Raw genomic sequence first — 22,172 nt, forward strand, 5'->3', positions numbered from 1 at the left:
TGCCCTCGCGCATGGGCCGCCTCGGAACCGGCGCGCGGATCGACCTCGTGGGCACGCTGCGCGCGGCCGCCCCCTGGCAGCCGCTCCGCCGCCGCCAGCAGCAGACCGATGCCGTCCTGCTCGTGCGGCCCTCCGACATCCGCATCAAGCGGTTCCGCGAGACCTCGGACCGCGTGCTGATCTTCGCCGTGGATGCCTCGGGTTCTTCGGCCATGGCGCGCCTCTCCGAGGCGAAGGGCGCGGTCGAGCTTCTTCTGGGGCAGGCCTATGCCCGGCGCGACCATGTCTCGCTTCTGGCCTTCCGAGGCCGCGACGCCGAGCTGATCCTGCCGCCCACCCGCAGCCTCGTGCAGACGAAGCGCCGTCTTGCGGGCCTGCCCGGCGGGGGCGGCACGCCGCTGGCCCACGGGCTGCGGCTGGCGCTGGCGGTGGGGCTTCAGGCCCGCGCGCGCGGCATGACGCCCACGGTCGCGCTTCTGACCGACGGGCGCGGCAACATCGCGCTCGACGGCTCGGCCAACCGGGCGCAGGCCGAGGAGGATGCGCTGAAGCTTGCGGCCTCGCTGCGCGGCTCGGGTCTGCCCGCGGTCGTGATCGACACGGCGAACCGTCCGCAGCCGTCGCTGGCGGCCCTCGCCCGTGCCCTCGACGCGCCCTATATCGCCCTGCCGCGGGCCGATGCCCACAAGCTCTCGAACGTCCTCGGCGCAGCGATGGGAGACTGACCATGGATCTCGACCGGATGCCCCCCGACTGGCCCGGGCGAGAGTCCATGCGTCGCATCGATTGTCCGCCGCACCAGTGGTGCGTGCGGGAAGAGGGCCATGGCCCCGCCGCCCTCCTCCTCCACGGCGCGGGAGGATCGAGCCACTCCTGGCGCCATCTCGTGCCGCTTCTGGCCCCCCACCTCCGGGTCGTGGCGCCCGACCTGCCGGGTCAGGGCTTCACCCGGGCCGGGCAGCGCCGCTTCTCACTCGAGGCGATGGCCGAGGATCTGGCGCGGCTCTGTGCGGCCGAGGAGTGGCGCCCCGCCGTGCTCATCGGCCATTCGGCGGGCGCGGCGCTGGCGCTCCGGCTGGCCGAGATCCTGCCCGTGCGCCCGCGCGCCGTGGTGGGGATCAACGCGGCGCTCGGCAATTTCGAGGGCACGGCCGGGTGGCTCTTCCCGCTGATCGCGAAGCTCCTTGCGCTCAATCCCTTCATCCCGCCGATGGCCGCGCGGCTCTTCGGCGCCGAGGACCGCGTGCGCCGGCTGATCGGCTCCACCGGCTCCGACCTCGATGAGGCGGGGCTGCGGCAATATATGACGCTGATCGGCGACCATGTGCATGTGGACGGCACGCTCTCGATGATGGCGCAATGGCGGCTCGATGCGCTGCAGCGCCGCCTGCCCGCCATCGACGTGCCGACGCTGCTCATCGCGGCGGCGAAGGACGGCACGGTGCCCCCCCGCATCTCGCAGGAGGCGGCGGCGCGGATGCCCTTCGGCGATTATGTCGAGATGCCGGGCCTCGGCCATCTCGCGCATGAGGAGGATGCGGCGGGCGTGGCCGCGATCCTCCTGCCCTTCGTGGAGAGGCAACTGCGGGCCTGACGTGCCGTTCGCGCAGCGCGAATGGCAGCCCCCGCGCGGGGCGCCTCCCCTTGACGATGCGTGCTGCGGCGTCCAACTGCGGCCCTGACGCGCCGTTCGCGCAGCGCGAGTGGCAGCCCCCGCGCGGGGCGCCTTCCCTTGACGATGCGTGCCGCGGCATCCACCCGCCGGTTCTCCGCGAAGCGCGAGCGGCGCGACGCCCCGCAAACGGTTGCCGGCGATCTGCAAGCCTTGGGCCTCGGGCAGCCCGCATGGGTTAGCACGCGAGGCAGAGCCATGAGCCACAAGAAAAGGGCGGCTCCCGCAGGAACCGCCCTGTCCGATGCTCTTCCCGCGCTTACTGCACGACGCGCAGCTTGCCGAAGATCCGCTCCATATGCTCGGCCAGATAGATCCGGAGCCAGGGGGTGAAGCGCTCGGGATGCTCCTTCACCTCGCGCGCGAGATCGGTGAGGTCGACCCAGCGGGTCTCCCACACCTCTTCGGGATCCGGGTTCACCGGCAGGTCCGAGGGCGCTTCGGCCACGAAGATGTCGACCACCTCATGCTCGATCAGCCCGTTGCCCACGTCGGCGCGATATTCCACCCGGTCGGCGAAGACAGTGACGAGCCCGGTGATCCCCAACTCCTCGCGCAGGCGCCGGACGGCGCAGTCGGCCGTCTCCTCGCCCCAGCGGGGATGGGTGCAGCAGGTGTTCGCCCAGAGGCCGGGCGTGTGATACTTGCCGGCCGCGCGGCGCTGGATCAGCACCGCCTCGCCCGCCATGACGAAGACCGAGATCGCCATGTGACGCAGGCCGCGCTGGTGCGCCTCCAGCTTCTCGACCGGCATCAGCCGGCCCTCGACCCAGGCGGGAACCATTTCCGTCATTCTCAGGTCCATTGCGGCGAGACGAGCCGCGTCAGGTGCATCACGTTCTTGAACCCGATCTTGATATGGGCCCAGGGCTGCTTGCTCGTCAGTTTCTTGTTCATGTAGGACTCGAAGGTCAGGCGCTGCACGTCGGTGTCGTGGCACAGGCTCACGAACCGCTCGCGCCGCTCGTCGTCGCGATAATAGGCATCCTGCATCGAGCGGAGAACCTTGAACACGGTCTTGTGGTCGGCCATGAACATCTTGCGCGCAAGTTGCAGGTCGGTGGCCCGGCCCGATTTCAGCGCGGCAAGGCAGGCCCTGGCCGCGACCTGACCGCCGACGAAGGCATAGTAGATCCCCTCGCCCGACGAGGGCGCAACCACGCCCGCCGCGTCGCCCGCCAGCACCACGTCCTTGCCATTGTCCCACTTGTCCAGCGGCTGCAGCGGGATGGGCGCGCCCTCCTTGCGGATCGTCTCGCACTGGTCGAGCCCGGCCTGCCGGCGCAGGAGCGCGGTCGCCTCCTTCAGATCGAAGCCGAGGATGCCCGTGCCCATGCCGACCGAGGCGGTCTCGCCGTGCGGGAAGATCCAGCCGTAGAAATCGGGGCTGACGCGGCCGTCATAGATCACGTCGCAGCGGGTGGGATCGTAGTCGATCGCCGAGCTGGTGGGCGGCTTGATGATCTCGTGGTAGGCGATCACCATCGGGATCTTGTCGCCGCCGGGCACCTCCGCCCGCGCCACGTCGGATTTCGCCCCGTCGGCTCCGATCACGAACTTCGTCTCGGACCGCTTCTCCTCTCCCGTCGCCTTCTCGCGCCAGACCACATAGGTGTGGAAACTGTCGCGCTCGACGCGCAGGAAGGTGCCGGTCAGCCGCTCGGCCCCGGCCTTGGCGGCGCGGCGGCGCAGCCATTCGTCGAAATGCTCGCGATCCACCATGCCGACGAAGCCGCCCTCGATCGGGATGTCGACCTTGCGGCCGGTGGGCGAGATCATCCGCGCGGTGCGGATGCGCGCCACGATCTGACTGTCGGGGATGTCGAAATCCTCGATCAGCCGCGGCGGGATCGCACCGCCGCAGGGCTTGATCCGCCCGGCACGGTCGAGAAGCGCCACGCTCTTGCCGGCACGGGCCAGCTCGTCGGCCGCCGTGGCGCCCGACGGGCCGCCACCCACTACGAAGACATCATAGGCCATGCTCACTCTCCAGGCACAAGCCGGCCGGCGGGCATGGGGCGCCCGCCTTCCAGGATACGAAGCGCCATCAGCGCCGAAATGACGAACAGGACGGCCTCGGCCAGGAAGACGAGGCCGAAGGCGGTGGATCCCCGGGCGACCAGCTGGAGGAGATCGGCAGATGCCGCCCCCAGAAGCCCGCCGAAGCCGGCAGCGACCGCCTGGGCCGCACCCCAGAGACCCATCCGGGTCCCCTCGCGCGCGTGCCGCCCCTCGCCCGCCAGCTGCATCATCGAGCCGATGGCCGCCACGGCGAACATGCCGTTGAAGAGGCCCATCAGCACCACGGCCGGCACGATCAGCGGCAGGTGCATCTGGCCGATCAGCGCGATCCCCGTCAGCGCGAGCGCCGAGCCGAGGCAGCCCGCCACCACCCAGGCGCGGAGCGAGCCGATCCGGAGGCCGGTCTGCCCGATGCCCACCGCCAGCATGCCCACGAAGACGCCGCCGTTCTGCGCCCCCGACAGCGAGGTGGTCTGTCCCGGCGTCAGGCCGAACACGAGACCCGCATAGGGTTCGAGGATCAGCTCCTGCATGAAATAGGCGGTCATCGACAGAAGGACGAAGAAGGTGAAGGTGCGCGCCCGCGGCTCGGCCCAGACCTCGCGCAGCCCCTCGATCAGGGGGGCGGCTTCCGGCTCCGGCTCGGAGACGAGGCCCCGCTCGATCCGCCAGGTGGCGAGGATCGTGAGGACAAGGCCCCCCGCGCAGACCGCCCCCACCAGCTCGAGCAGGCGCTCAGGCGTATAGGGCTCGAGGAGGGCTCCCACGGTGCCCGCGGTGGCGGCGATGCCCAGGATCATCATGAGCCAGGTGATCGTGGCCGCCGCCGCGCGCCGCTCGGGCCGGGTGCAGGTGGCCATCAGCGCCAGAAGCGAGGTGCCGCCCATGCCCGCGCCGAGCCCGATCAGGAGATAGGCCACGAACGAAAGCGCAAGGCCGGGCCAGAAGGCCGTGTGCATCCACACGACGCCCAAGGCCGCCGAGAAGGCGCCAAGGGCGAGCGTCGCCATGCCGCCCACGATCCAGCGCGTGCGGTTGCCGCAGGTGTCCGACCGGTAACCCCAGGAGGGCCGCGTGACCTGCACCGCATAATGCAGCGCCACGAGCAGGCCCGACAGCACCGCCGGCAGCGCGAGCTCGACCACCATCAGCCGGTTCAGCGTCGAGGTGGTCAGCACCACCATGCCGCCGAGGCTCATCTGCACGAGGCCGAGCCGGAAGATGCCGAGCCAGCCCAGCGTCACGGCAGCACCTCCAGCCCGCGGACGGCGAAGGCCGCGACCATCATGCCCGAGACATAGAGCGTGACGCCGGTGCCGTTATACCAGGGGCACTTGCCCGCCGGATCGCGCAGCAGCACGCGCATCGCGAACAGCTGGGCCACGAGCAGCGCGGTGATGATGCCCGCATGGATGGGCTTGCCCCAGATGACGAGGAGCGTGATGACGAGGATCTGCGCCAGCGCCATGACGGTGCAGGCGAGCTTCGCGGCCACCTCGGGCCCGAGCACCACCGGCAGCGAGCGCACGCCGTGCTGACGGTCGCCCTCGAGCGCCTTGAAATCGTTGAGCGTCATGATGCCATGCGCGCCGAAGGCATAGAGCAGCGCCACGGTCACGATGAAGAAGCTCGGCGCGCCGGCCGACAGGACGGCCGCCCCCGTGAACCAGGGCAGGCCCTCGTAGCAGAGCGCGACGAGGCCCGGCCCCCACCAGCCCGACCGCTTGAGGCGGATCGGCTCGACCGAATAGGCCCAGGCCGCGAGAACGCCAAAGACGGTGGCGCCGAAGCCCCAGGGGCCCAGCATCCAGCCCACGGCAAGCGAGAGCGCGGTCATGAGAAGCGCGATATAGAGCCCCCAGCGCCCGGGGATGCGCCCCGAGGGGATCGGCCGGTCGGGCTCGTTCACGGCATCCACATGCCGGTCGCACCAGTTGTTCGCGGCCTGGCTCATGCCGCAGACCAGGGGGCCCGCCAGCACCATCCCGAGGAGGACCAGCGGCCATTTCTCGCCGGGCCAGATCCCCACCGAGATCGTGCCGCAGAGATAGGCCCAGATCGGCGGGAACCAGGTGATGGGCTGGATCAGCTCGAGCAGCGCACGCGGCTCGGGCACGGAGCGGGGGTGTAAGGATAGATTGACACTCATGTGTGTCACCTAAGCATGACGACGGGGAGTCGGGCAAGGAATTTGCCCGGGCGTCCCAGTGACAGATTGCACATCAGCGCCCCTTGGGCAGGAGCTCGAACCGGCAGGCGGGTGCGCCCTTGGCGCAGCAGGCGGTCTCGCGCACGGCCACATGCGGCCAGACGAGGCGCGAGAAGAGGCGCTCGAACACCGCCGCGTGCCAGTGGCACAACGGGGTGTCCGAGCTTTCTCCGGCGACCACGGGGTTCCGGGCAATCTCGAATGACAGCGGGCGTCCCGAGACGACGCGGAACTTGCCGGAGCCGGCGAAGGTCCAGGAATGTTTGGCGATGGCCGTGGCCAGCACCCGCGCGCCGAGAAAGGCCGGCAGCGCGCGGATGAGCCGTTGGGCGAGCGGCGGGATCCGGTTGGCGAGGATATAGTCCCCCGTCGCCAGCCCCGCCTCCCGCAGGAGGCGCGGGGCCTCCTCGGGATGGGTGTCGCGCAGCCAGCGGTGCAGCGTCGAGACCTGCGTCTCGGGCAGCATCCCCGACGCCGGCCCCGGCCGCGGCACGCCTGCCGCGGCCAGCGCCCGGTCGGCCGCGCCGGGCCCGAAGGCCGCCTCCAGCACGGGAATGAGCTGGAGGATCGCGTTCGGGCCGATCCGGTGGGCGACGGCCGGGCCGCCCGTCAGCCGCTGGTCATGCGCGCTCATCGGCGGTCACTCCGCCGGACGGACGAGACGCTCCTCGGCCTCTTCCATCTGCTGCTTGCCGCCACCGCAGGCCATCGGCATGGCGAACTCGTCCTCGACCATCTGCTGCTTGCCGCCGCCACAGGCCATCGGAACGTGGAATTCGTCCACCTGCTGCTGCTTCTTGCCGCCGCAGCCGCAGTCCGACCCGTCGCCGTGCCCGCCGCAGCCGCCCGCGGCCGCCGTCAGGATCGGCGCCGCCTCGGCCTTGGCCGCATTGCGCTCTTCGGCACGGGCCTTGCCCTGCACGCGCAGCGCCTCGCGCCGCTCGGCGGCCTTGGCGGCGCGGTCGGCCGAGGCCTCCCAGTCCGCCATCTGGGCGTTGCCGATCTTGCGGGTCTCGTCGAAGTGGAAGTCCACCTTGTCCTTGGACTGCGGGCCCCAGTAGCCGGCCTTGCCGAGGTCGTAGAAGGTTCGCCCCACCCCGGCCTTCAGGAAGGCCTTGAGGCAGCCGAGCAGATAGCGCCGGCGGAAGCCCGTGCCGCGCCACGGATAGTGGAACAGCGCCTTCTTCATGTAGAACCGGCGGTAGTTGTTCATCACGCCGTCGAGCAGCTCGCCGCGGGTCAGGGCCTTCGGCTTCATGATCGGCGTCACGAAGTTGTATTTCGAATAGTCGAAGACCTCGACCTGATCGCGCAGCTCCTGGAAGAGCGGCGTGAAGGGCCAGGGCGTATACATCGACCAGTTGGCGAGGTCCGGCTGCCAGTCCCAGGCCATCCGGTAGGTTTCTTCCAGCGTCTCCTTGGTCTCGTTGTCGAGACCCACGATGAACTGGGCTTCGGTGAAGATGTCGGCTTCGCGCAGGAGGCGGATGGCCTCCTTGTTCTCGGCCACCGTCGTCTCCTTGTTGAAGACGTCGAGCTTCAGCTGCGCCGCGGCCTCGGTGCCGAGCGAGATGTGGACGAGACCCGCCTTGCGATAGAACTTCAGCAGCTCCTTGTCGCGCTTGACGTCGGTCACGCGGGTGTTGATGCCCCACTTCACCTTGTCGGGCAGGCCGCGGGCGATCATCTCCTCGCAGAATTCGATGAACTTCTTGCGGTTGATGGTCGGTTCCTCGTCGGCGAGGATGAAGAAGCCCACGCCGTGCTCGTTCACGAGCTTCTCGATCTCGTCCACGACCTTCTTCGGATCGCGCACGCGGTAATCGCGCCAGAACTTCCACTGCGAGCAGAAGGAGCAGGTGAAGGGGCAGCCGCGCGCCATGTTCGGGATGGCGACGCGCACGCCCAGCGGCTCGTAGATGTAGTTCTTCCAGTTGATGATGCCCCAGTCGGGATCGATGGAATCGACGTCCCGAATGGTGGGTGCGGCAGCGGTCGAGACGATCTCGTCGCCGTCGAGGAAGGCCAGACCCTTCACCTGACGGCGGGATTCGGCGAAATTGTCGGCCTCATAGGCCTTCACGAGGTTCACCAGAACCTCCTCGCCCTCGCCGCGCACGATCACGTCGATCCAGGGCGCCTCTTCCAGCACCTGCCGGAACATGAAGGTGGCGTGGATGCCGCCCAGCACGCGCAGCGCGTTCGGCACGACCTCCATCGCGACCTTCAGCGTCTCTTCGGCGACGTAGATCGAGGGGGTGATGGCGGTGGTGGCAACGATGTCGGGCTGAAGCTCCTTGAGCTTCTCGGCAAGTTTCTCGTGCGAGACGTAATCGGTCATCGCGTCAATGAAATGGTAGTCGGTGTAGCCGGCCTTCTTCAGCGCGCCACACAGGTAGGCGACCCAAGCCGGCGGCCAGCTGCCGGCGATCTCGGCGCCCCCGGAGTGATAGTTCGGGTGAACGAATACGATACGCATTGGTGGACTCCCGCTGTGTCCATTTCAGTTGACATACTTCTGTGGCGGGCAAATTGATGCATGTCAAAGCGACCATTCGACCCGCGCGGACGGGCCCACCCTTTCCCAAAGGCGGAGGAAATGCCCTGCGGCAGCAGGGCGCAGGGGTCACTCGTCCTTGTTCAGGAGGCCGAACTTGCGCAGCTTCACATAAAGCGACTGCCGCGACAGCGAGAGCATCTCGGCCGCGGCCACGCGGTTGTTCCGCGTCAGCTCGAGCGCCGTCTCGATGCACATTTTCTCAACGACATCAGTGGTTTCCGCCACGATATCCTTGAGGGTGGAATTGCCGACCAGCTCCATGACATTGCGGGCGGGCTCGTCGATCACGCCCGTGGCGGGCATGGGCCTGCGCATCGTGTCGGCCCGGCTCGTGTCCCGCACGACCAGGACGAGCAGCGGGCGTTCGCGGTCATCGAGCCAGGTGGCCGAGATCTCTGCGGCAATCTGCCCCGCAAAGTCGGTCGTGAGTCGGGTGGCATAGAGCCGCAGCTGTCCAGTGCGTCTGACACTGTCGATGAGCACGCGCAGGTCGACGCTGCCACGCGCCAGGAAATCGGCAAGCGAGCGGCCGCGAATGGCGGCGAGGCTCGACGAGTCGGTCATGTTGAGGAAGGCCTCGTTGGCGCCCCGGATCGTACCCTCGGCATCGGCGAAGACGATCCCGTCCACCCCCTCGTGATAGAGCCGGGCGAGGTTCTCGGACAGTTCGTCGCCCACGGGCTGCGTCGCATCGGCCGAGTCGATCTGGCACAGGAGCAGCCGCTCGCCCGCTGCGCGGAAGACGCGCGGCATCACGAGAAGCCGCTTCTGCGACCGCCGGGCCAGCACCTCCACCGGAGCCGCACTTTCGGTCGCCGCGAGATTGGTCATCGTCTCCATGAACTCGCCACGGCGACGGCCCTCGAACTCCTGCGCGATGGCCGCACCCAGCAGGTCCTGACGCACCCCGCCGAGCAACAGCCCGGCCGCGCTGTTGAGATCGACGATGCGCCCGGTGGACATCGAGACGAGCACCATCGGATCGCGCGAGACGTCGAGCACCACCCGGTAGCGGGTCTCCATCTCGCGCTGGGTCTCGTAGTCGCGCTCCATCGCAAGCTGCGCCGCGACCAGCTGCTGCTGCACCTCTGCGATGGGGCGCAGGTCGCGCCCGAGCATCAGGATCGAGCGGTCGGCCGGCAGGCGGTGCAGGATGTACCGGATCGGAAACTCGAAGCTGCGCGGATCGATGTGGTTCAGCTCGACCGCGACCGATCCGCGGCCCGGTTCCAGCCCTTCGCTGCGCAGGCGGAACTTGGCGACGCTCTCGGCGGTCAGCACCTCCTCGAGCGGGCGGCCCTCCCATTCCGAAAGCTGGCCGAAGCTCGGGTGGTGCGGATTGGCGATCACCGCCCGGACCACCCCTTCCTGCGAGACGAGCAGCGAGATGTCGGCCGCGGTCGCGATCAGGTCGCGCACGAGGTCCGGAGCGAGGGACGGGAGGCTCCCGCCGGCCAGCATGTCTCTTCCTTCTGAACTCAATGTCCCACCGATCGTCCCGGCCCTGCGGCCGCCCGCCTCAAGCGCGGCCCCGGCCGGGCCGCCGCCGGCTTCCGCCCAGCCCGCAGGCGTGCAGTGCCGTCTCTATGTCGTTCGTCACGATGTCCGCCTCCGGTATGGACGCCATTTCCGTCCCGTCGAGGAACAGCGCTCCTCCCATGGCGACCGGAATTCGGCCGCCGGTCATGTCCTTCAGCGTCTTCACCAGTTTGCGCCCGACTTCAAGCATCTCTGCATGGGCAAGGGAAATCATTATGGCGTCAAAGCGCCTTTTTCCGAAAAGTTCCCGAAGTTCGGCAGGTCCCGGGCTCATCCTCAGGCAGACGGAGACGCCGAGACGGCGCAGCTTGGCCACCGCCACCATGGCTCCCAGAGTGTGCTGCTCGCCCGGCGGCAGGAGGACGAGGACGGCGGGCCCGTCCCGCATCCCGCCCTCGTCCGCCGACCAGGAGGGGGCGATGTCGCGCAGGATCGCCTGCAGCCGCGCGGTGCCGATGGTCACTTCCGCGAAGGTGCATTCATCCTCGTGCCCCCCCTGCCCCAGCCGCCGCGCGACCTCGGGGATGTAGAGCTCGGCGAGCGCCACCCGGCTCACCCGGGCGCGGCGCAGCTCGGGCTTCAGCAGCTCGAAGGGGGCGCGGTCCGTCGAGCGGACGGCCACCAGAAGCCGTCGGACGAGATCCTCGCGAAGCGGCGCATGGGTGGCGCCATCCCGCGCGGTCAGCCGGGCGACCACCTCGGCCGCGAAGTGAGAGACGGCCACCGGGCCCTCGCCCGCGATCCCCGCCCTGTCTCTCTGCAAGCCATCGTGCATCACCAGCTCCGCCGGGCAGGCTTGGCCGCACCCGCGCCCAAGATCCGCGCATCCGGGGCCTCGCAGGGCCCGCAGAAGCGGCGCGAGGCAAGCCCGGGCATTCCTAGGGTGACTGTCATCCAAGGAGGAACGCATGTCAAAGAAAATTGACACCTCACACAACGGAGGCAGGCCATCCCCCGCTGGACTCACGTTTAATCCTTGGGTTTACGACAGATTGTCGCAGCTTCGGCGCGACGATCTGCGCCTTTGCCGCACTGTGCCCGCGCCGCAAAAGATGTAAGTCAGAATTGACACTTTCGGAATCGGAACGATAATCTCCCCCTAAAGGCAGCCCCTTTTGCGGGCCCTCCTCGGAAGGCGAACCTCAAGATGCAGCCCACGTCCCCCGCAGCGCCGCACCGGCGGCTCTACACCGAGGAACAGCGTGCGCGACGCGATGCGACGCGCTGGACCCTGGTGCAGGGCATCCTCGCGCCGCTCCAGTTCCTCGTCTTCGCGATCTCGCTGGGGCTCGTGCTGTGGTATCTCGCGACCGGCGAGGGCTATGCGGCCGCGACCGTCTCGATCCTGATCAAGACCTTCCTCCTCTACACGATCATGGTCACCGGCGCGATCTGGGAGAAGGTGGTGTTCGGCCAGTATCTCTTCGCCCCCGCCTTCTTCTGGGAGGATGTCTTCTCGTTCGGCGTCATCGCGCTGCACACCGCCTATCTCTGGGCGCTCTTCACGGGCCAGCCGCACGGGCTGCAGATGGGCATCGCGCTTGCAGCCTATGCGACCTACGTCATCAACGCCGGGCAGTTCCTGTGGAAGCTGCGGATGGCCCGCCTCGACATGGAGGCTGCGCAGTGAGCCTTGACCTTCCGCCCCCGCCCGCCCGCGGCTGCCGCTCGACCGAGGTCCTGAAGGAGCGCGGCCAGCGCGAGGTCTTCTGCGGGCTGACCGGCATCATCTGGCTGCACCGCAAGATGCAGGATGCCTTCTTCCTCGTCGTCGGCTCGCGCACCTGCGCCCATCTGCTGCAATCGGCGGCGGGGGTGATGATCTTCGCCGAGCCGCGCTTCGGCACGGCCGTGCTCGAGGAGAAGGATCTCGCGGGCCTCGCCGACGCCAATGCCGAGCTCGACCGCGAGGTGGAGCGTCTGCTCGCGCGGCGTCCCGACATCCGGCAGCTCTTCCTCGTGGGCTCCTGCCCCTCCGAAGTCATCAAGCTCGACCTGCACCGGGCGGCCGAGCGGCTCTCGGCGCATCACGGGCCGGCGGTGCGGGTCTACAACTTCACCGGCTCCGGGATCGAGACGACCTTCACCCAGGGCGAGGATGCCTGCCTCGCCTCCATCGTCCCGACGCTGCCCGCCACCGAGGCGCGCGAACTTCTGCTCGTGGGCGCCCTGCCCGACGTGGTCGAGGATCAGGCGGTCTCGCTTCTGACCCAGCTCGGGATCGGGCCGGTGCGCTGCCTGCCCGCCCATCACGCGGCCGAAGCCCCCGGCGTCGGACCGAACACGGTCTTCGCCCTCGTCCAGCCCTTCCTCGGCGAGACGCATGGCGCGCTGACCCGCCGCGGCGCGCGGCACATCGCCGCGCCCTTCCCCTTCGGCGAGGAGGGCACGACCCTCTGGCTCAAGGCCATCGCGGACGAGTTCGGCGTTCCGGCCGAAACCTTCGAGGCCGTCACCGCCGCCCCCCGCGCCCGGGCGCGCAAGGCCGTGGCCGCGGCCTCCGAGGGGCTGCGCGGCAAGTCGGTCTTCTTCCTGCCCGACAGCCAGCTCGAACCCTCGCTCGCCCGGTTCCTCACCCGCGAATGCGGCATGAGCGCCGTCGAGGTGGGCACCCCCTTCCTCCACCGCGGCATTCTGGGGCCCGATCTCGACCTCCTGGCCGAGGGGCCGGTCCTGTCGGAAGGTCAGGACGTCGAGCGCCAGCTCGACCGGGTGCGCGCGGCGCGGCCCGATCTCACGGTCTGCGGGCTGGGCCTTGCCAACCCGCTCGAGGCCGAGGGCTTCACCACCAAATGGGCGATCGAGCTCGTCTTCACGCCGGTGCATTTCTACGAACAGGCGGGCGACCTCGCCGGCCTCTTCTCGCGGCCGGTGCGGCGTCGGGCGATCCTGCGGCGCGAGGCTGCGGAATGACGCATCCCGCGACTCCCCGTTCTCCGCTATCCCCATCGCAAGAGGCGGCGGACCGCCCTGGGAACCGGACATGAAACTGACGCTGTGGACATATGAAGGGCCGCCCCATGTGGGTGCGATGCGCGTGGCGACCGGCATGACCGGGATGCACTATGTGCTCCACGCCCCGCAGGGCGACACCTATGCCGACCTGCTCTTCACCATGATCGAGCGCCGCGGCAAGCGGCCTCCGGTCAGCTACACGACCTTTCAGGCCCGCGATCTGGGGTCGGACACGGCCGAGCTGTTCCAGTCCGCCTGCCGCGACGCCTACGAGCGGTTCCAGCCGCAGGCGATCATGGTCGGCTCCTCCTGCACGGCCGAGCTGATCCAGGACGACACCGGGGGGCTCGCCGATGCGCTGTCCCTGCCCGTCCCGGTCGTCCATCTCGAGCTGCCCTCCTACCAGCGCAAGGAGAATTTCGGCGCGGACGAGAGCTTCCTGCAGATCTGCCGCAAGCTCGCCAAACCCATGGAGCGCACGGAGAAGGTCTCCTGCAACCTCCTCGGGCCGACGGCGCTGGGCTTCCGCCACCGCGACGACATCCTCGAGGTGACGCGGCTTCTGGAGGGGATGGGGATCGCGGTGAATGCGGTGGCGCCGATGGGCGCGAGCCCGGCCGACATCGCCCGGCTGGGGGCTGCGCATTTCAACGTGCTGCTCTATCCGGAAACCGGCGAATCCGCCGCCCGCTGGGCCGAGAAGACGCTGAAGCAGCCCTATACCAGGACCGTGCCCATCGGGGTCGGCGCCACGCGCGACTTCGTGGCCGAAGTGGCGGCGCTCGCGGGCGTCGCGCCCGTGGCAGATGACAGCCGCCTGCGCCAGCCCTGGTGGTCGGCCTCGGTCGATTCCACCTACCTCACCGGCAAGCGCGTGTTCCTGTTCGGCGACGCGACCCATGTGATCGCAGCGGCCCGCGTCGCGCGGGACGAGATGGGCTTCGAGGTGGTGGGCATGGGCTGCTACAATCGCGAATTCGCCCGCCCCATGCGCGCGGCAGCCAAGGGCTACGGGCTCGAGGCGCTCGTCACCGACGATTATCTCGAGGTCGAGGAGGCGATCCAGGCGCTGGCGCCCGAGCTGATCCTCGGCACCCAGATGGAGCGCCACATCGCCAAGCGGCTCGGCATCCCCTGCGCGGTGATCTCGGCCCCGGTCCATGTGCAGGACTTCCCGGCCCGCTACTCGCCCCAGATGGGTTTCGAGGGGGCGAACGTCCTCTTCGACACCTGGATCCATCCGCTGACCATGGGTCTCGAGGAGCATCTCCTGACCATGTTCCGCGAGGATTTCGAGTTCCATGACGAGGCCGGGCCCTCGCACCACGGCGGCAAGGCGGTTCCCGCCTCGGCGCCCCGCGCCGACGAGGCCGCGGAAGCGCTGCCGGCGACGGGCGCCGAGACGGCCGAGGGGGGGTCGATCCCCCCCGAGGCCGTGCCCCCGGCCGCGGCCGCCGAGGCGCCCGCGGGCGAGATCGTCTGGCTGACGGATGCCGAACGCGAGCTGAAGAAGATCCCCTTCTTCGTGCGCGGCAAGGCGCGGCGGAACACCGAGAAGTTTGCGGCTGAGAAGGGCCTCACCCGGATCAGCATCGAGACCCTGTACGAGGCGAAAGCTCATTATGCACGGTGAAGTCTCAGGTCCTGCCGGCACCCCCGGCTACAGCATCGCCATCGTCACGCTCGACGCCCATGCGGCAGGGCCCGCGGCCCGCATCGCGCCGCGCCTGCGGCAGGACTTCCCGGGCCTGACGCTCTCGATCCATGCCGCCGCCGAATGGGCCGAGAAGCCCGAGGCGCTCGCCGCCGCGCGCGAGGCCATCGGCCGGGCCGACATCGTCATCGCGAACCTGCTCTTCATCGAGGAGCATATCAACGCCGTCCTGCCCGACCTGCAGGCCGCGCGCGAGCGGTGCGACGCCTTCGTGGGCATGATCGCCGACCCCGCCATCGTGAAGCTCACGAAGATGGGCGATCTCGACATGCAGAAGCCCGCCTCGGGGCCCATGGCGCTTCTGAAGAAGCTGCGCGGCGCCTCGAAGGAGCAGGGCAACAGCGGCGAAAGCCAGATGCGGATGCTCCGCACCATCCCGAAGATGCTGAAGTTCGTGCCCGGCAAGGCGCAGGATCTGCGCGCCTGGTTCCTGTCCATGCAATACTGGCTGGGCGGCTCGGACGACAACCTCGAGCAGATGGTCCGCTATCTCGTCTCGCGCTATTCGGCGAACCGGGCCTGGCACAAGGTCCATGCCAAGGCGCCGATCGAATATCCCGAGGTGGGCCTCTACCATCCCCGCCTGCCCGACCGCATCACCACCGACCCGAACGACCTGCCCCGCCCCGCGGGCGCGAAGGTCACGGTGGGGCTCCTGATGCTGCGCTCCTACATCCTCGCCTCCGACACCGCCCATTACGACGCGGTGATCGAGGCCTTCGAGCAGAAGGGCATCGCCGTCCTTCCCGCCTTCGCGGGCGGCCTCGACGGACGCCCGGCGATCGACGCCTATTTCCACGACAAGCTGGGCACCACCATCGATGCGATGGTCTCGCTCACCGGCTTCAGCCTCGTGGGCGGCCCCGCCTATAACGACAGCCACGCGGCCATCGAGGCGCTGAAGGGCCTCGACGTGCCCTATATCGCGGCCCATCCGCTCGAGTTCCAGACGCTCGGCCAGTGGGCGCAGGCGGGCGGCGGGCTCGGCCCGGTCGAGACGACGATGCTCGTGGCCCTGCCCGAGATCGACGGCGCGACCAACCCCACCGTCTTCGCCGGCCGGCACGATCTCTCGGGCTGCACCGGCTGCCCCGGCGGCTGCAAGGCCACGCCGCAGGCGGCCGAGTGCCGCGCCATGTCGCCCTGCCACGAGCGGATCCAGGTTCTCGCCGAGAAGACGCTCCGCCTTGCGCTGCTGCGCCGCTCGAAGATCGCCGAGCGTCGGGTGGGGGTCGTGCTCTACGGCTTCCCGCCGAACGCGGGCGCCGTCGGCACCGCGGCCTATCTCGCCGTCTTCGAAAGCCTCTTCAACGTGCTGAACGCCATGAAGCGCGAGGGCTACCGGCTCGAGGTGCCCGAGAGCGTGCAGGCGCTGCGCGACGCGGTGCTCGGCGGCACAGCCAGCCAGTATGGCCAGCCCGCCAATATCGCGGCCCATGTTCCGGCCGAGAAGATCGTCTCGGGCACGCCCTGGCTTGCCGACATCGAGAAGGCCTGGGGCGCCGCCCCCGGCCGCATCCAGTCGGACGGGCGCGGCGTCTATATCCTCGGTCAGCAGTTCGGCAATGTCTTCGTGGGCATCCAGCCGGTGTTCGGCTACGAGGGCGACCCGATGCGGCTGCTGTTCGAGAAGGGCTTCGCGCCGACCCATGCCTTCAGCGTCTTCTACCGCTGGCTGCGCGAGGATTTCGGCGCCGATGTGCTGCTGCATTTCGGCATGCACGGGGCGCTCGAATTCATGCCCGGCAAGCAGGCCGGCATGTCCGGCGCCTGCTGGCCCGACCGGCTGATCGGCGCCCTGCCGAACGTCTATCTCTATGCGGCGAACAACCCCTCCGAGGCCTCGCTCGCCAAGCGCCGCTCGAACGCGATCACGGTGACGCACCTGACCCCGCCGCTGGCCAAGGCCGGCCTCTACCGCGGGCTGCAGGATCTCAAGGACAGCCTCACCCGCTACCGCCAGCTCGCCCCCGACGCGCCCGAGCGCGAGGAGCTCTCGCTCCTGATCGGAGAGCAGGCGAAAGCCGTGAACCTCGACATGGTCGATGTGGACACGATGTGGCTGAAGCTTCTCGAGACCGAGGGCTCGCTCATCACCGACGGGCTGCATGTCGTGGGCCGGCCCATGACCGAGGCGCAGATCGCAGACAACATCGCCCTCATGCCTGAGATGTCGGCCGAGCGGCGGGCCGAGGTCGAGGCGCTGCTGCGGCAGGAGACCGAGATCGCGGGCCTGCTGCGCGCGCTCGGCGGCCATTACATGGAGCCGGTGCCGGGGGGCGATCTGATCCGCGCGCCCGAGATCCTGCCCACGGGCCGCAACATCCATGCCTTCGACCCGTTCCGGATGCCCACCGCCTATGCGATCCAGGACGGGGCGGCGCAGGCGCAGCGGCTGCTCGATGCGCATCCGAAACTGCCCGAAACGGTCGCGCTGGTGCTCTGGGGGTCGGACAACATCAAGTCCGACGGCGGGCCCATCGCGCAGGCTCTGGCGCTGATGGGGGCCCGGCCCCGCTTCGACCATTACGGCCGTCTCGCGGGCGCCGACCTCATCCCGCTGTCGGACCTCGGCCGTCCGCGGATCGACGTCATCATGACGCTCTCGGGCATCTTCCGCGACCTCCTGCCCTTGCAGACCCGGATGCTGGCCGAGGCCGCCTGGAAGGCTGCCAATGCCGAGGGCGAGCCGCTCGCGCAGAACTTCATCCGCGCCCATGCCCTGGCCTATGCAGAGGAGATGGGAGTGGACATGGAGACCGCCTCGCTGCGGGTCTTCTCGAATGCCGAAGGCGCCTACGGCTCGAACGTGAACGTGCTCGTGGGCTCCTCGGCCTTCGGCGAGGAGGACGAGCTGGCCGACGCCTACGAGGCGCGCAAGAGCTTCGCCTACGGTCGCTCGGGCAAGCCCGTGCAGAATGCGGCGCTTCTCCAGAAGTCGCTGAAGACGGTGGATGTGGCCTACCAGAACCTCGAATCCGTCGAGCTGGGCGTGACGACGGTCGACCACTACTTCGACACGCTGGGCGGCATCGCGCGCGCGGTGAAGCGGGCGCGGGGCGAGGAAGCCTCGGTCTATATCGGCGACCAGACCCGCGGCGGCGGCACCGTCCGCACGCTGAAGGACCAGATCGCGCTCGAGACCCGCGCGCGCAGCCTGAACCCGAAATATTACGAGGGGCTGCTGAAGCACGGGGCCGAGGGCGTGCGCCAGATCGAGGCGCAGGTGACCAACACGCTCGGCTGGTCGGCCACGACCCAGCAGGTCGAGCCCTGGGTCTACCAGCGCCTGAGCGAGACCTTCGTGCTGGACGAGGCCATGCGCCGCCGTCTGGCCGAACTGAACCCGGAGGCGAGCGTCCGCATGGCCGAGCGTCTTCTGGAAGCAAGTGCCCGTAACTATTGGCAGCCCGACGCGGAGACTTTGGCCGCGTTGCAGGGGGCTGCGGACGAGTTGGAAGACCGTCTCGAGGGGATTGCCGCCGAGTGAAGCGGACGGGACGGCAAGCCCTGCGGGACGCAGGGATGGCTTTAGCAATGGGGGGCCTCCGATGAGCCCGAAAGACTTGACGATACCGACCGGAGCGGATGGCGAGGGCTCGGTCCAGGTGCATCTGGACGAGGCCGACAAGATCACCGGCGCCAAGGTCTTCGCGGTCTACGGCAAGGGCGGGATCGGCAAGTCGACGACCTCGTCGAACCTGTCGGCCGCCTTCTCGATCCTCGGCAAGAGGGTGCTGCAGATCGGCTGCGATCCGAAGCACGATTCCACCTTCACCCTGACGGGCAGCCTCGTGCCCACGGTGATCGACGTTCTGAAGGAGGTGGATTTCCACCCCGAGGAGCTGCGCCCCGAGGATTTCGTGTTCGAAGGCTTCAACGGCGTGATGTGCGTCGAGGCGGGCGGCCCGCCCGCGGGCACCGGCTGCGGCGGCTATGTCGTGGGCCAGACGGTGAAGCTTCTGAAGCAGCACCACCTGCTCGACGACACCGACGTGGTGATCTTCGACGTGCTGGGCGACGTGGTCTGCGGCGGTTTCGCGGCGCCGCTCCAGCATGCCGATCAGGCGGTGGTGGTGACGGCGAACGACTTCGACTCGATCTATGCCATGAACCGGATCATCGCCGCGGTTCAGGCCAAGTCGAAGAACTACAAGGTGCGGCTCGCGGGCTGCGTCGCGAACCGCTCGCGGGCGACCGACGAGGTGGACCGCTTCTGCGCGACCTCGAACTTCCGCCGCCTCGCCCACATGCCGGACCTCGATGCGATCCGTCGCTCGCGGCTGAAGAAGAAGACCTTGTTCGAGATGGACGAGGATCAGGACGTGCTGGCCGCCCGGGCCGAATACATCCGGCTTGCGGAAAGCCTCTGGCGCGGCCTCGACCCGATCGATCCGCATTCGCTGCCGGATCGCGAGATTTTCGAGTTGCTGGGTTTCGATTGAGCCTGCCCCTGCCGGATCCGCTCCGGTGTTCAAGGAAGAACCCATGAACGACTATTCGACCACCCGCGACCGGGTCGAGCACTATTTCGACCGCACCGCGACCCACACCTGGGAGCGGCTCACCTCCTCGGCGCCCGTCAGCCGCATCCGGCAGACGGTGCGCGAGGGGCGCGACACGATGCGGGCGAAGATGCTCTGGCGGCTGCCGAAGGACCTCACGGGCCTGCGCGTGCTCGACGCGGGCTGCGGCGCGGGCCAGATGACGGCCGAGCTGGCGGCGCGCGGCGCGCAGGTGACGGCGGTGGACATCTCGCCGCAGCTCGTCGAGATCGCGCGAAAGCGCCTGCCGCCCGAGCATCTGGACCGCGTGACCTTCGCCTCGGGCGACATGCTGGCCGATGATCTCGGCCGCTTCGACTATGTCGTCGCGATGGACAGCCTGATCTACTACACCGACGCCGACATCGCGGCGGCGCTCGACAGGCTCGGCGCCAGAACGCGGCATTCGGTCGTCTTTACCGTGGCCCCGCGAACGCCTTTCCTGATGGCGTTCTGGACGATGGGGAAGCTCTTTCCGCGGTCCGACCGCTCGCCGGTCATGATCCCGCACCCGTTCCAGCCTCTGAACGAGGCGACGGGGGGCAGGCTTGTGAAGGTCGGGCGGGTGTCGCGGGGCTTCTACATCTCCGAGTGTCTGGAGTTCCGGCCGTGATCCTGGGGCGGAAACAGCTGAAGAAACTGACGATCGGTGCGCTTCCCTTCGCGGATGCGGCCTCTGAAGGGCTGCCGCTGGGGCAACTGCTGCGCCTGTCGCTGTTCCAGGTCTCGGTCGGCATGTGCTCGGTGCTGCTCCTGGGCACGCTCAACCGCGTGATGATCGTCGAGCTCGCGGTGCCCGCCACGGTGGTGGCCCTGATGATCGCGCTGCCGGTCCTGTCGGCCCCGTTCCGCGCCCTCATCGGCCACCGGAGCGACAATCACCGCTCGGCGCTGGGCTGGAAGCGTATCCCCTACCTCTGGTTCGGCTCGCTCTGGCAGATGGGGGGCCTCGCCATCATGCCCTTCGCGCTGATCGTGCTGTCGGGCGATCAGATCCACGGCCCCGACTGGGCCGGCGAGGTGCTGGCGGCGCTGGCCTTCCTGATGGCGGGCCTCGGCATGCACATGACGCAGACGGCGGGCCTCGCCCTCGCCTCGGACCGCGCCACGGAAGAGACGCGGCCGCGGGTGGTGGCGCTGCTCTACGTCATGTTCCTCGTGGGCATGGGGATCTCGTCGCTGATCGTGGGCTGGCTCCTGTCGGACTTCTCCGAGCTGCGGCTGATCCGCGTCGTGCAGGGCTGCGCCTTCATGACCATGGTCCTGAACATCGTCGCGCTCTGGAAGCAGGAACATGTGCGGCCGATGTCGAAGGAGGAGCGCGCAGCACCCCGGCCGCGCCTCCGCGACGCCTGGGCCGAACTCAATGCCGACGGCACCACCTTCAGGCTCCTGCTGGCGGTGGCCTTCGGCACGCTCGCCTTCAACATGCAGGACGTGCTGCTCGAGCCTTACGGCGGCGAGATCATCGGCCTGCCGGTGTCTGCCACGACGCTCCTGACGGCCATGTGGTCGGTGGGCGCGCTCGCGGGCTTCGGACTGGCCGCGCGCTGGCTGGCGCGCGGTCTCGACCCCGCCCGCATGGCGGGACGGGGGATCCTGATCGGCCTTGCCGCCTTCCTGCTCGTGCTCTTCGCCTGGCCCGCCGCGTCGAAGGCGATGTTCTTCGCCGGTGCGGGCCTGATCGGGATGGGCGGCGGGCTCTTCTCCGTCGCCACCCTCACGATGGCGATGGCCGTCCCTGTGGCGGGTCTGGCCGGCCGCGGCCTCGCGCTCGGCGCCTGGGGGGCTGCGCAAGCCACGGCCGCGGGCCTCGCCATCCTCATGGGCGGCGCGCTGCGCGACGTCATCGGCCACTGGGCCAAGGCGGGGCATCTCGGTGCCGCGCTGCAGGACGCGGCCATCGGCTACAGCTCCGTGTACCTCCTCGAGATCGGGCTGCTGTTCGCCACACTGATCGTGCTGGGGCCTCTGGTCCGAACCACGATCCTCTCATCTGAACGACCGGCCGGCGGGACCCGCGTGGGACTCGCCGACTTCCCCACCTGACACCGGAGGACCCCTTAAATGGTTGGTGTGACTGCTTTTGGAAACTTCGATCTGGCGTCGCTGGCGATCTATAGCTTCTGGATCTTCCTCGCGGGCCTGATCTACTACCTCCAGACCGAGAACATGCGCGAGGGCTATCCGCTGGAGAACGAGGACGGCACCCCGGCCGCGAACCAGGGCCCGTTCCCGCTGCCGAAGCCCAAGACCTTCATCCTGCCCCACGGCCGCGGCACGCTGACCGTGCCCGGCCCGGAAAGCGAAGACCGCCCGATCGCGCTCGCGCGGACGGCCGTCTCGGAAGGCTTCCCGCATGCCCCCACGGGCGACCCGATGAAGGACGGCGTCGGCCCGGCCTCGTGGGTTGCGCGCCGTGACCTGCCCGAACTCGACGGGCACGGCCACAACAAGATCAAGCCGATGAAGGCCGCTGCCGGCTTTTACGTCTCGGCCGGCAAGAACCCGATCGGCCTGCCCGTCCGCGGCTGCGATCTCGAGATCGCCGGCAAGGTCGTGGACATCTGGGTCGACATCCCCGAGCAGATGGCCCGCTTCCTCGAAGTCGAACTCAAGGACGGCTCGACCCGCCTCCTGCCGATGCAGATGGTCAAGGTCCAGTCGAACCGCGTCCATGTGAACGCGCTTTCGTCCGACCTGTTCGCGGGCATCCCGACGATCAAGTCCCCGACCGAGGTCACGCTCCTCGAAGAGGACAAGATCTGCGGCTACGTCGCGGGCGGCCTGATGTATGCCGCGCCGAAGCGCAAGTCGGTCGTGGCGGCGATGCTGGCCGAATACGCCTGATCCCGCATGGCGCGGCCCCCCGGGGGCCGCGCCGCATCCTTCCCGGACCCGATCCGGATCAGATCCCTCACCCACCCGGATCCGATCCGCATCCGATCCGCCGCAGA

At 68.9% G+C, this 22,172-nt stretch carries 18 protein-coding genes; 10 read left to right on the forward strand and 8 right to left on the reverse strand.

Translation table 11 applies throughout. The features are described from left to right. Together A9O63_RS01925 and bchO are read left to right on the forward strand one after the other, a co-directional pair. A partial coding sequence (locus A9O63_RS01925) for a VWA domain-containing protein (protein WP_141703024.1) occupies positions 1–725 on the forward strand: 725 nt, incomplete at its 5' end. A 2-nt stretch (positions 726–727) separates the two neighbouring features. Next, positions 728–1,594: an alpha/beta fold hydrolase BchO gene (gene bchO / locus A9O63_RS01930; RefSeq protein ID WP_069330414.1), complete on the forward strand. Its 867-nt coding sequence runs from the start codon at positions 728–730 to the stop codon at positions 1,592–1,594. Positions 1,595–1,931: 337 nt separating this feature from the next. Here the strand turns inward: bchO and idi are convergent, their stop codons facing one another. The 8 genes from idi to ppaA form a co-directional block, all read right to left on the reverse strand. Further along, complete coding sequence (gene idi / locus A9O63_RS01935) at positions 1,932–2,465, reverse strand: isopentenyl-diphosphate Delta-isomerase (protein WP_069330415.1); 534 nt, start codon at positions 2,463–2,465, stop codon at positions 1,932–1,934. A 2-nt stretch (positions 2,466–2,467) separates the two neighbouring features. After that, positions 2,468–3,652, reverse strand: coding sequence for a geranylgeranyl diphosphate reductase (locus tag A9O63_RS01940; RefSeq protein WP_069330416.1), 1,185 nt, complete (start codon positions 3,650–3,652; stop codon positions 2,468–2,470). A gap of 2 nt (positions 3,653–3,654) precedes the next feature. After that, the gene (locus tag A9O63_RS01945) at positions 3,655–4,938 is read right to left on the reverse strand and encodes a BCD family MFS transporter (RefSeq protein WP_069330417.1); all 1,284 of its coding nucleotides are present in this window, start codon (positions 4,936–4,938) and stop codon (positions 3,655–3,657) included. Then, on the reverse strand, positions 4,935–5,843 hold the full coding sequence (chlG, locus tag A9O63_RS01950; RefSeq protein WP_043763079.1) for a chlorophyll synthase ChlG: 909 nt from the start codon (positions 5,841–5,843) through the stop codon (positions 4,935–4,937). The genes A9O63_RS01945 and chlG overlap by 4 nt, the downstream gene beginning before the upstream one ends. A gap of 73 nt (positions 5,844–5,916) precedes the next feature. Beyond that, complete coding sequence (gene bchJ / locus A9O63_RS01955) at positions 5,917–6,537, reverse strand: bacteriochlorophyll 4-vinyl reductase (RefSeq protein ID WP_069330418.1); 621 nt, start codon at positions 6,535–6,537, stop codon at positions 5,917–5,919. Positions 6,538–6,543: 6 nt separating this feature from the next. Then, entirely contained in the window at positions 6,544–8,382 is a 1,839-nt protein-coding gene (gene bchE, locus A9O63_RS01960) for a magnesium-protoporphyrin IX monomethyl ester anaerobic oxidative cyclase (RefSeq protein WP_069330419.1), read from the reverse strand. A 147-nt stretch (positions 8,383–8,529) separates the two neighbouring features. Beyond that, a complete protein-coding gene (gene ppsR, locus A9O63_RS01965; protein WP_069330420.1) occupies positions 8,530–9,924 on the reverse strand; it encodes a transcriptional regulator PpsR in 1,395 nt (464 codons plus the stop codon). Positions 9,925–9,982: 58 nt separating this feature from the next. Then, positions 9,983–10,777 (reverse strand): oxygen-sensing regulator PpaA, encoded by a 795-nt coding sequence (gene ppaA, locus A9O63_RS01970; protein WP_069330421.1) that lies wholly within the window; start codon positions 10,775–10,777, stop codon positions 9,983–9,985. Between the two features lie 372 nt (positions 10,778–11,149). Between ppaA and bchF the strand changes: the two genes are divergently transcribed. The 8 genes from bchF (at position 11,150) to puhA (ending at position 22,065) form a co-directional block, all read left to right on the forward strand. Beyond that, positions 11,150–11,632 (forward strand): 2-vinyl bacteriochlorophyllide hydratase, encoded by a 483-nt coding sequence (bchF, locus tag A9O63_RS01975; protein ID WP_002720448.1) that lies wholly within the window; start codon positions 11,150–11,152, stop codon positions 11,630–11,632. Continuing rightward, positions 11,629–12,915, forward strand: coding sequence for a ferredoxin:protochlorophyllide reductase (ATP-dependent) subunit N (locus A9O63_RS01980; protein ID WP_069330422.1), 1,287 nt, complete (start codon positions 11,629–11,631; stop codon positions 12,913–12,915). Before bchF ends, A9O63_RS01980 begins: the two co-directional genes overlap by 4 nt. Before the next feature lie 70 nt (positions 12,916–12,985). After that, positions 12,986–14,590: a ferredoxin:protochlorophyllide reductase (ATP-dependent) subunit B gene (gene bchB / locus A9O63_RS01985; protein ID WP_069330423.1), complete on the forward strand. Its 1,605-nt coding sequence runs from the start codon at positions 12,986–12,988 to the stop codon at positions 14,588–14,590. Then, positions 14,580–18,161 (forward strand): magnesium chelatase subunit H, encoded by a 3,582-nt coding sequence (locus A9O63_RS01990; RefSeq protein WP_069330424.1) that lies wholly within the window; start codon positions 14,580–14,582, stop codon positions 18,159–18,161. Before bchB ends, A9O63_RS01990 begins: the two co-directional genes overlap by 11 nt. Before the next feature lie 61 nt (positions 18,162–18,222). Continuing rightward, positions 18,223–19,116, forward strand: coding sequence for a ferredoxin:protochlorophyllide reductase (ATP-dependent) iron-sulfur ATP-binding protein (bchL, locus tag A9O63_RS01995; protein WP_069330425.1), 894 nt, complete (start codon positions 18,223–18,225; stop codon positions 19,114–19,116). A gap of 43 nt (positions 19,117–19,159) precedes the next feature. Further along, positions 19,160–19,828 carry a magnesium protoporphyrin IX methyltransferase gene (gene bchM, locus A9O63_RS02000; protein ID WP_069330426.1) on the forward strand — a complete coding sequence of 223 codons (669 nt, stop codon included), beginning with the start codon at positions 19,160–19,162 and terminating at the stop codon, positions 19,826–19,828. Beyond that, on the forward strand, positions 19,825–21,264 hold the full coding sequence (locus A9O63_RS02005; RefSeq protein ID WP_069330427.1) for a PucC family protein: 1,440 nt from the start codon (positions 19,825–19,827) through the stop codon (positions 21,262–21,264). Before bchM ends, A9O63_RS02005 begins: the two co-directional genes overlap by 4 nt. Positions 21,265–21,282: 18 nt before the next feature. Continuing rightward, the gene (gene puhA / locus A9O63_RS02010) at positions 21,283–22,065 is read left to right on the forward strand and encodes a photosynthetic reaction center subunit H (RefSeq protein ID WP_069330428.1); all 783 of its coding nucleotides are present in this window, start codon (positions 21,283–21,285) and stop codon (positions 22,063–22,065) included. Positions 22,066–22,172: the final 107 nt, after the last annotated feature.

It is taken from the genome of Cereibacter johrii, assembly GCF_001720585.1.
Classification (GTDB): Bacteria; Pseudomonadota; Alphaproteobacteria; order Rhodobacterales; family Rhodobacteraceae; genus Cereibacter_A; species Cereibacter_A johrii.

Excerpts from the sequence above, each read along its gene's own strand:
- puhA (WP_069330428.1), top strand. The coding sequence starts at position 21,283 with ATGGTTGGTGTGACTGCTTTTGGAAACTTCGATCTGGCGTCGCTGGCG.
- bchL (WP_069330425.1), top strand. The coding sequence starts at position 18,223 with ATGAGCCCGAAAGACTTGACGATACCGACCGGAGCGGATGGCGAGGGC.
- bchB (WP_069330423.1), top strand. The coding sequence starts at position 12,986 with ATGAAACTGACGCTGTGGACATATGAAGGGCCGCCCCATGTGGGTGCG.
- bchJ (WP_069330418.1), bottom strand. The coding sequence starts at position 6,537 with ATGAGCGCGCATGACCAGCGGCTGACGGGCGGCCCGGCCGTCGCCCAC.
- bchO (WP_069330414.1), top strand. The coding sequence starts at position 728 with ATGGATCTCGACCGGATGCCCCCCGACTGGCCCGGGCGAGAGTCCATG.
- bchE (WP_069330419.1), bottom strand. The coding sequence starts at position 8,382 with ATGCGTATCGTATTCGTTCACCCGAACTATCACTCCGGGGGCGCCGAG.
- idi (WP_069330415.1), bottom strand. The coding sequence starts at position 2,465 with ATGACGGAAATGGTTCCCGCCTGGGTCGAGGGCCGGCTGATGCCGGTC.
- ppsR (WP_069330420.1), bottom strand. The coding sequence starts at position 9,924 with ATGCTGGCCGGCGGGAGCCTCCCGTCCCTCGCTCCGGACCTCGTGCGC.
- ppaA (WP_069330421.1), bottom strand. The coding sequence starts at position 10,777 with ATGCACGATGGCTTGCAGAGAGACAGGGCGGGGATCGCGGGCGAGGGC.
- bchF (WP_002720448.1), top strand. The coding sequence starts at position 11,150 with ATGCAGCCCACGTCCCCCGCAGCGCCGCACCGGCGGCTCTACACCGAG.
- A9O63_RS01990 (WP_069330424.1), top strand. The coding sequence starts at position 14,580 with ATGCACGGTGAAGTCTCAGGTCCTGCCGGCACCCCCGGCTACAGCATC.
- bchM (WP_069330426.1), top strand. The coding sequence starts at position 19,160 with ATGAACGACTATTCGACCACCCGCGACCGGGTCGAGCACTATTTCGAC.
- chlG (WP_043763079.1), bottom strand. The coding sequence starts at position 5,843 with ATGAGTGTCAATCTATCCTTACACCCCCGCTCCGTGCCCGAGCCGCGT.
- A9O63_RS01940 (WP_069330416.1), bottom strand. The coding sequence starts at position 3,652 with ATGGCCTATGATGTCTTCGTAGTGGGTGGCGGCCCGTCGGGCGCCACG.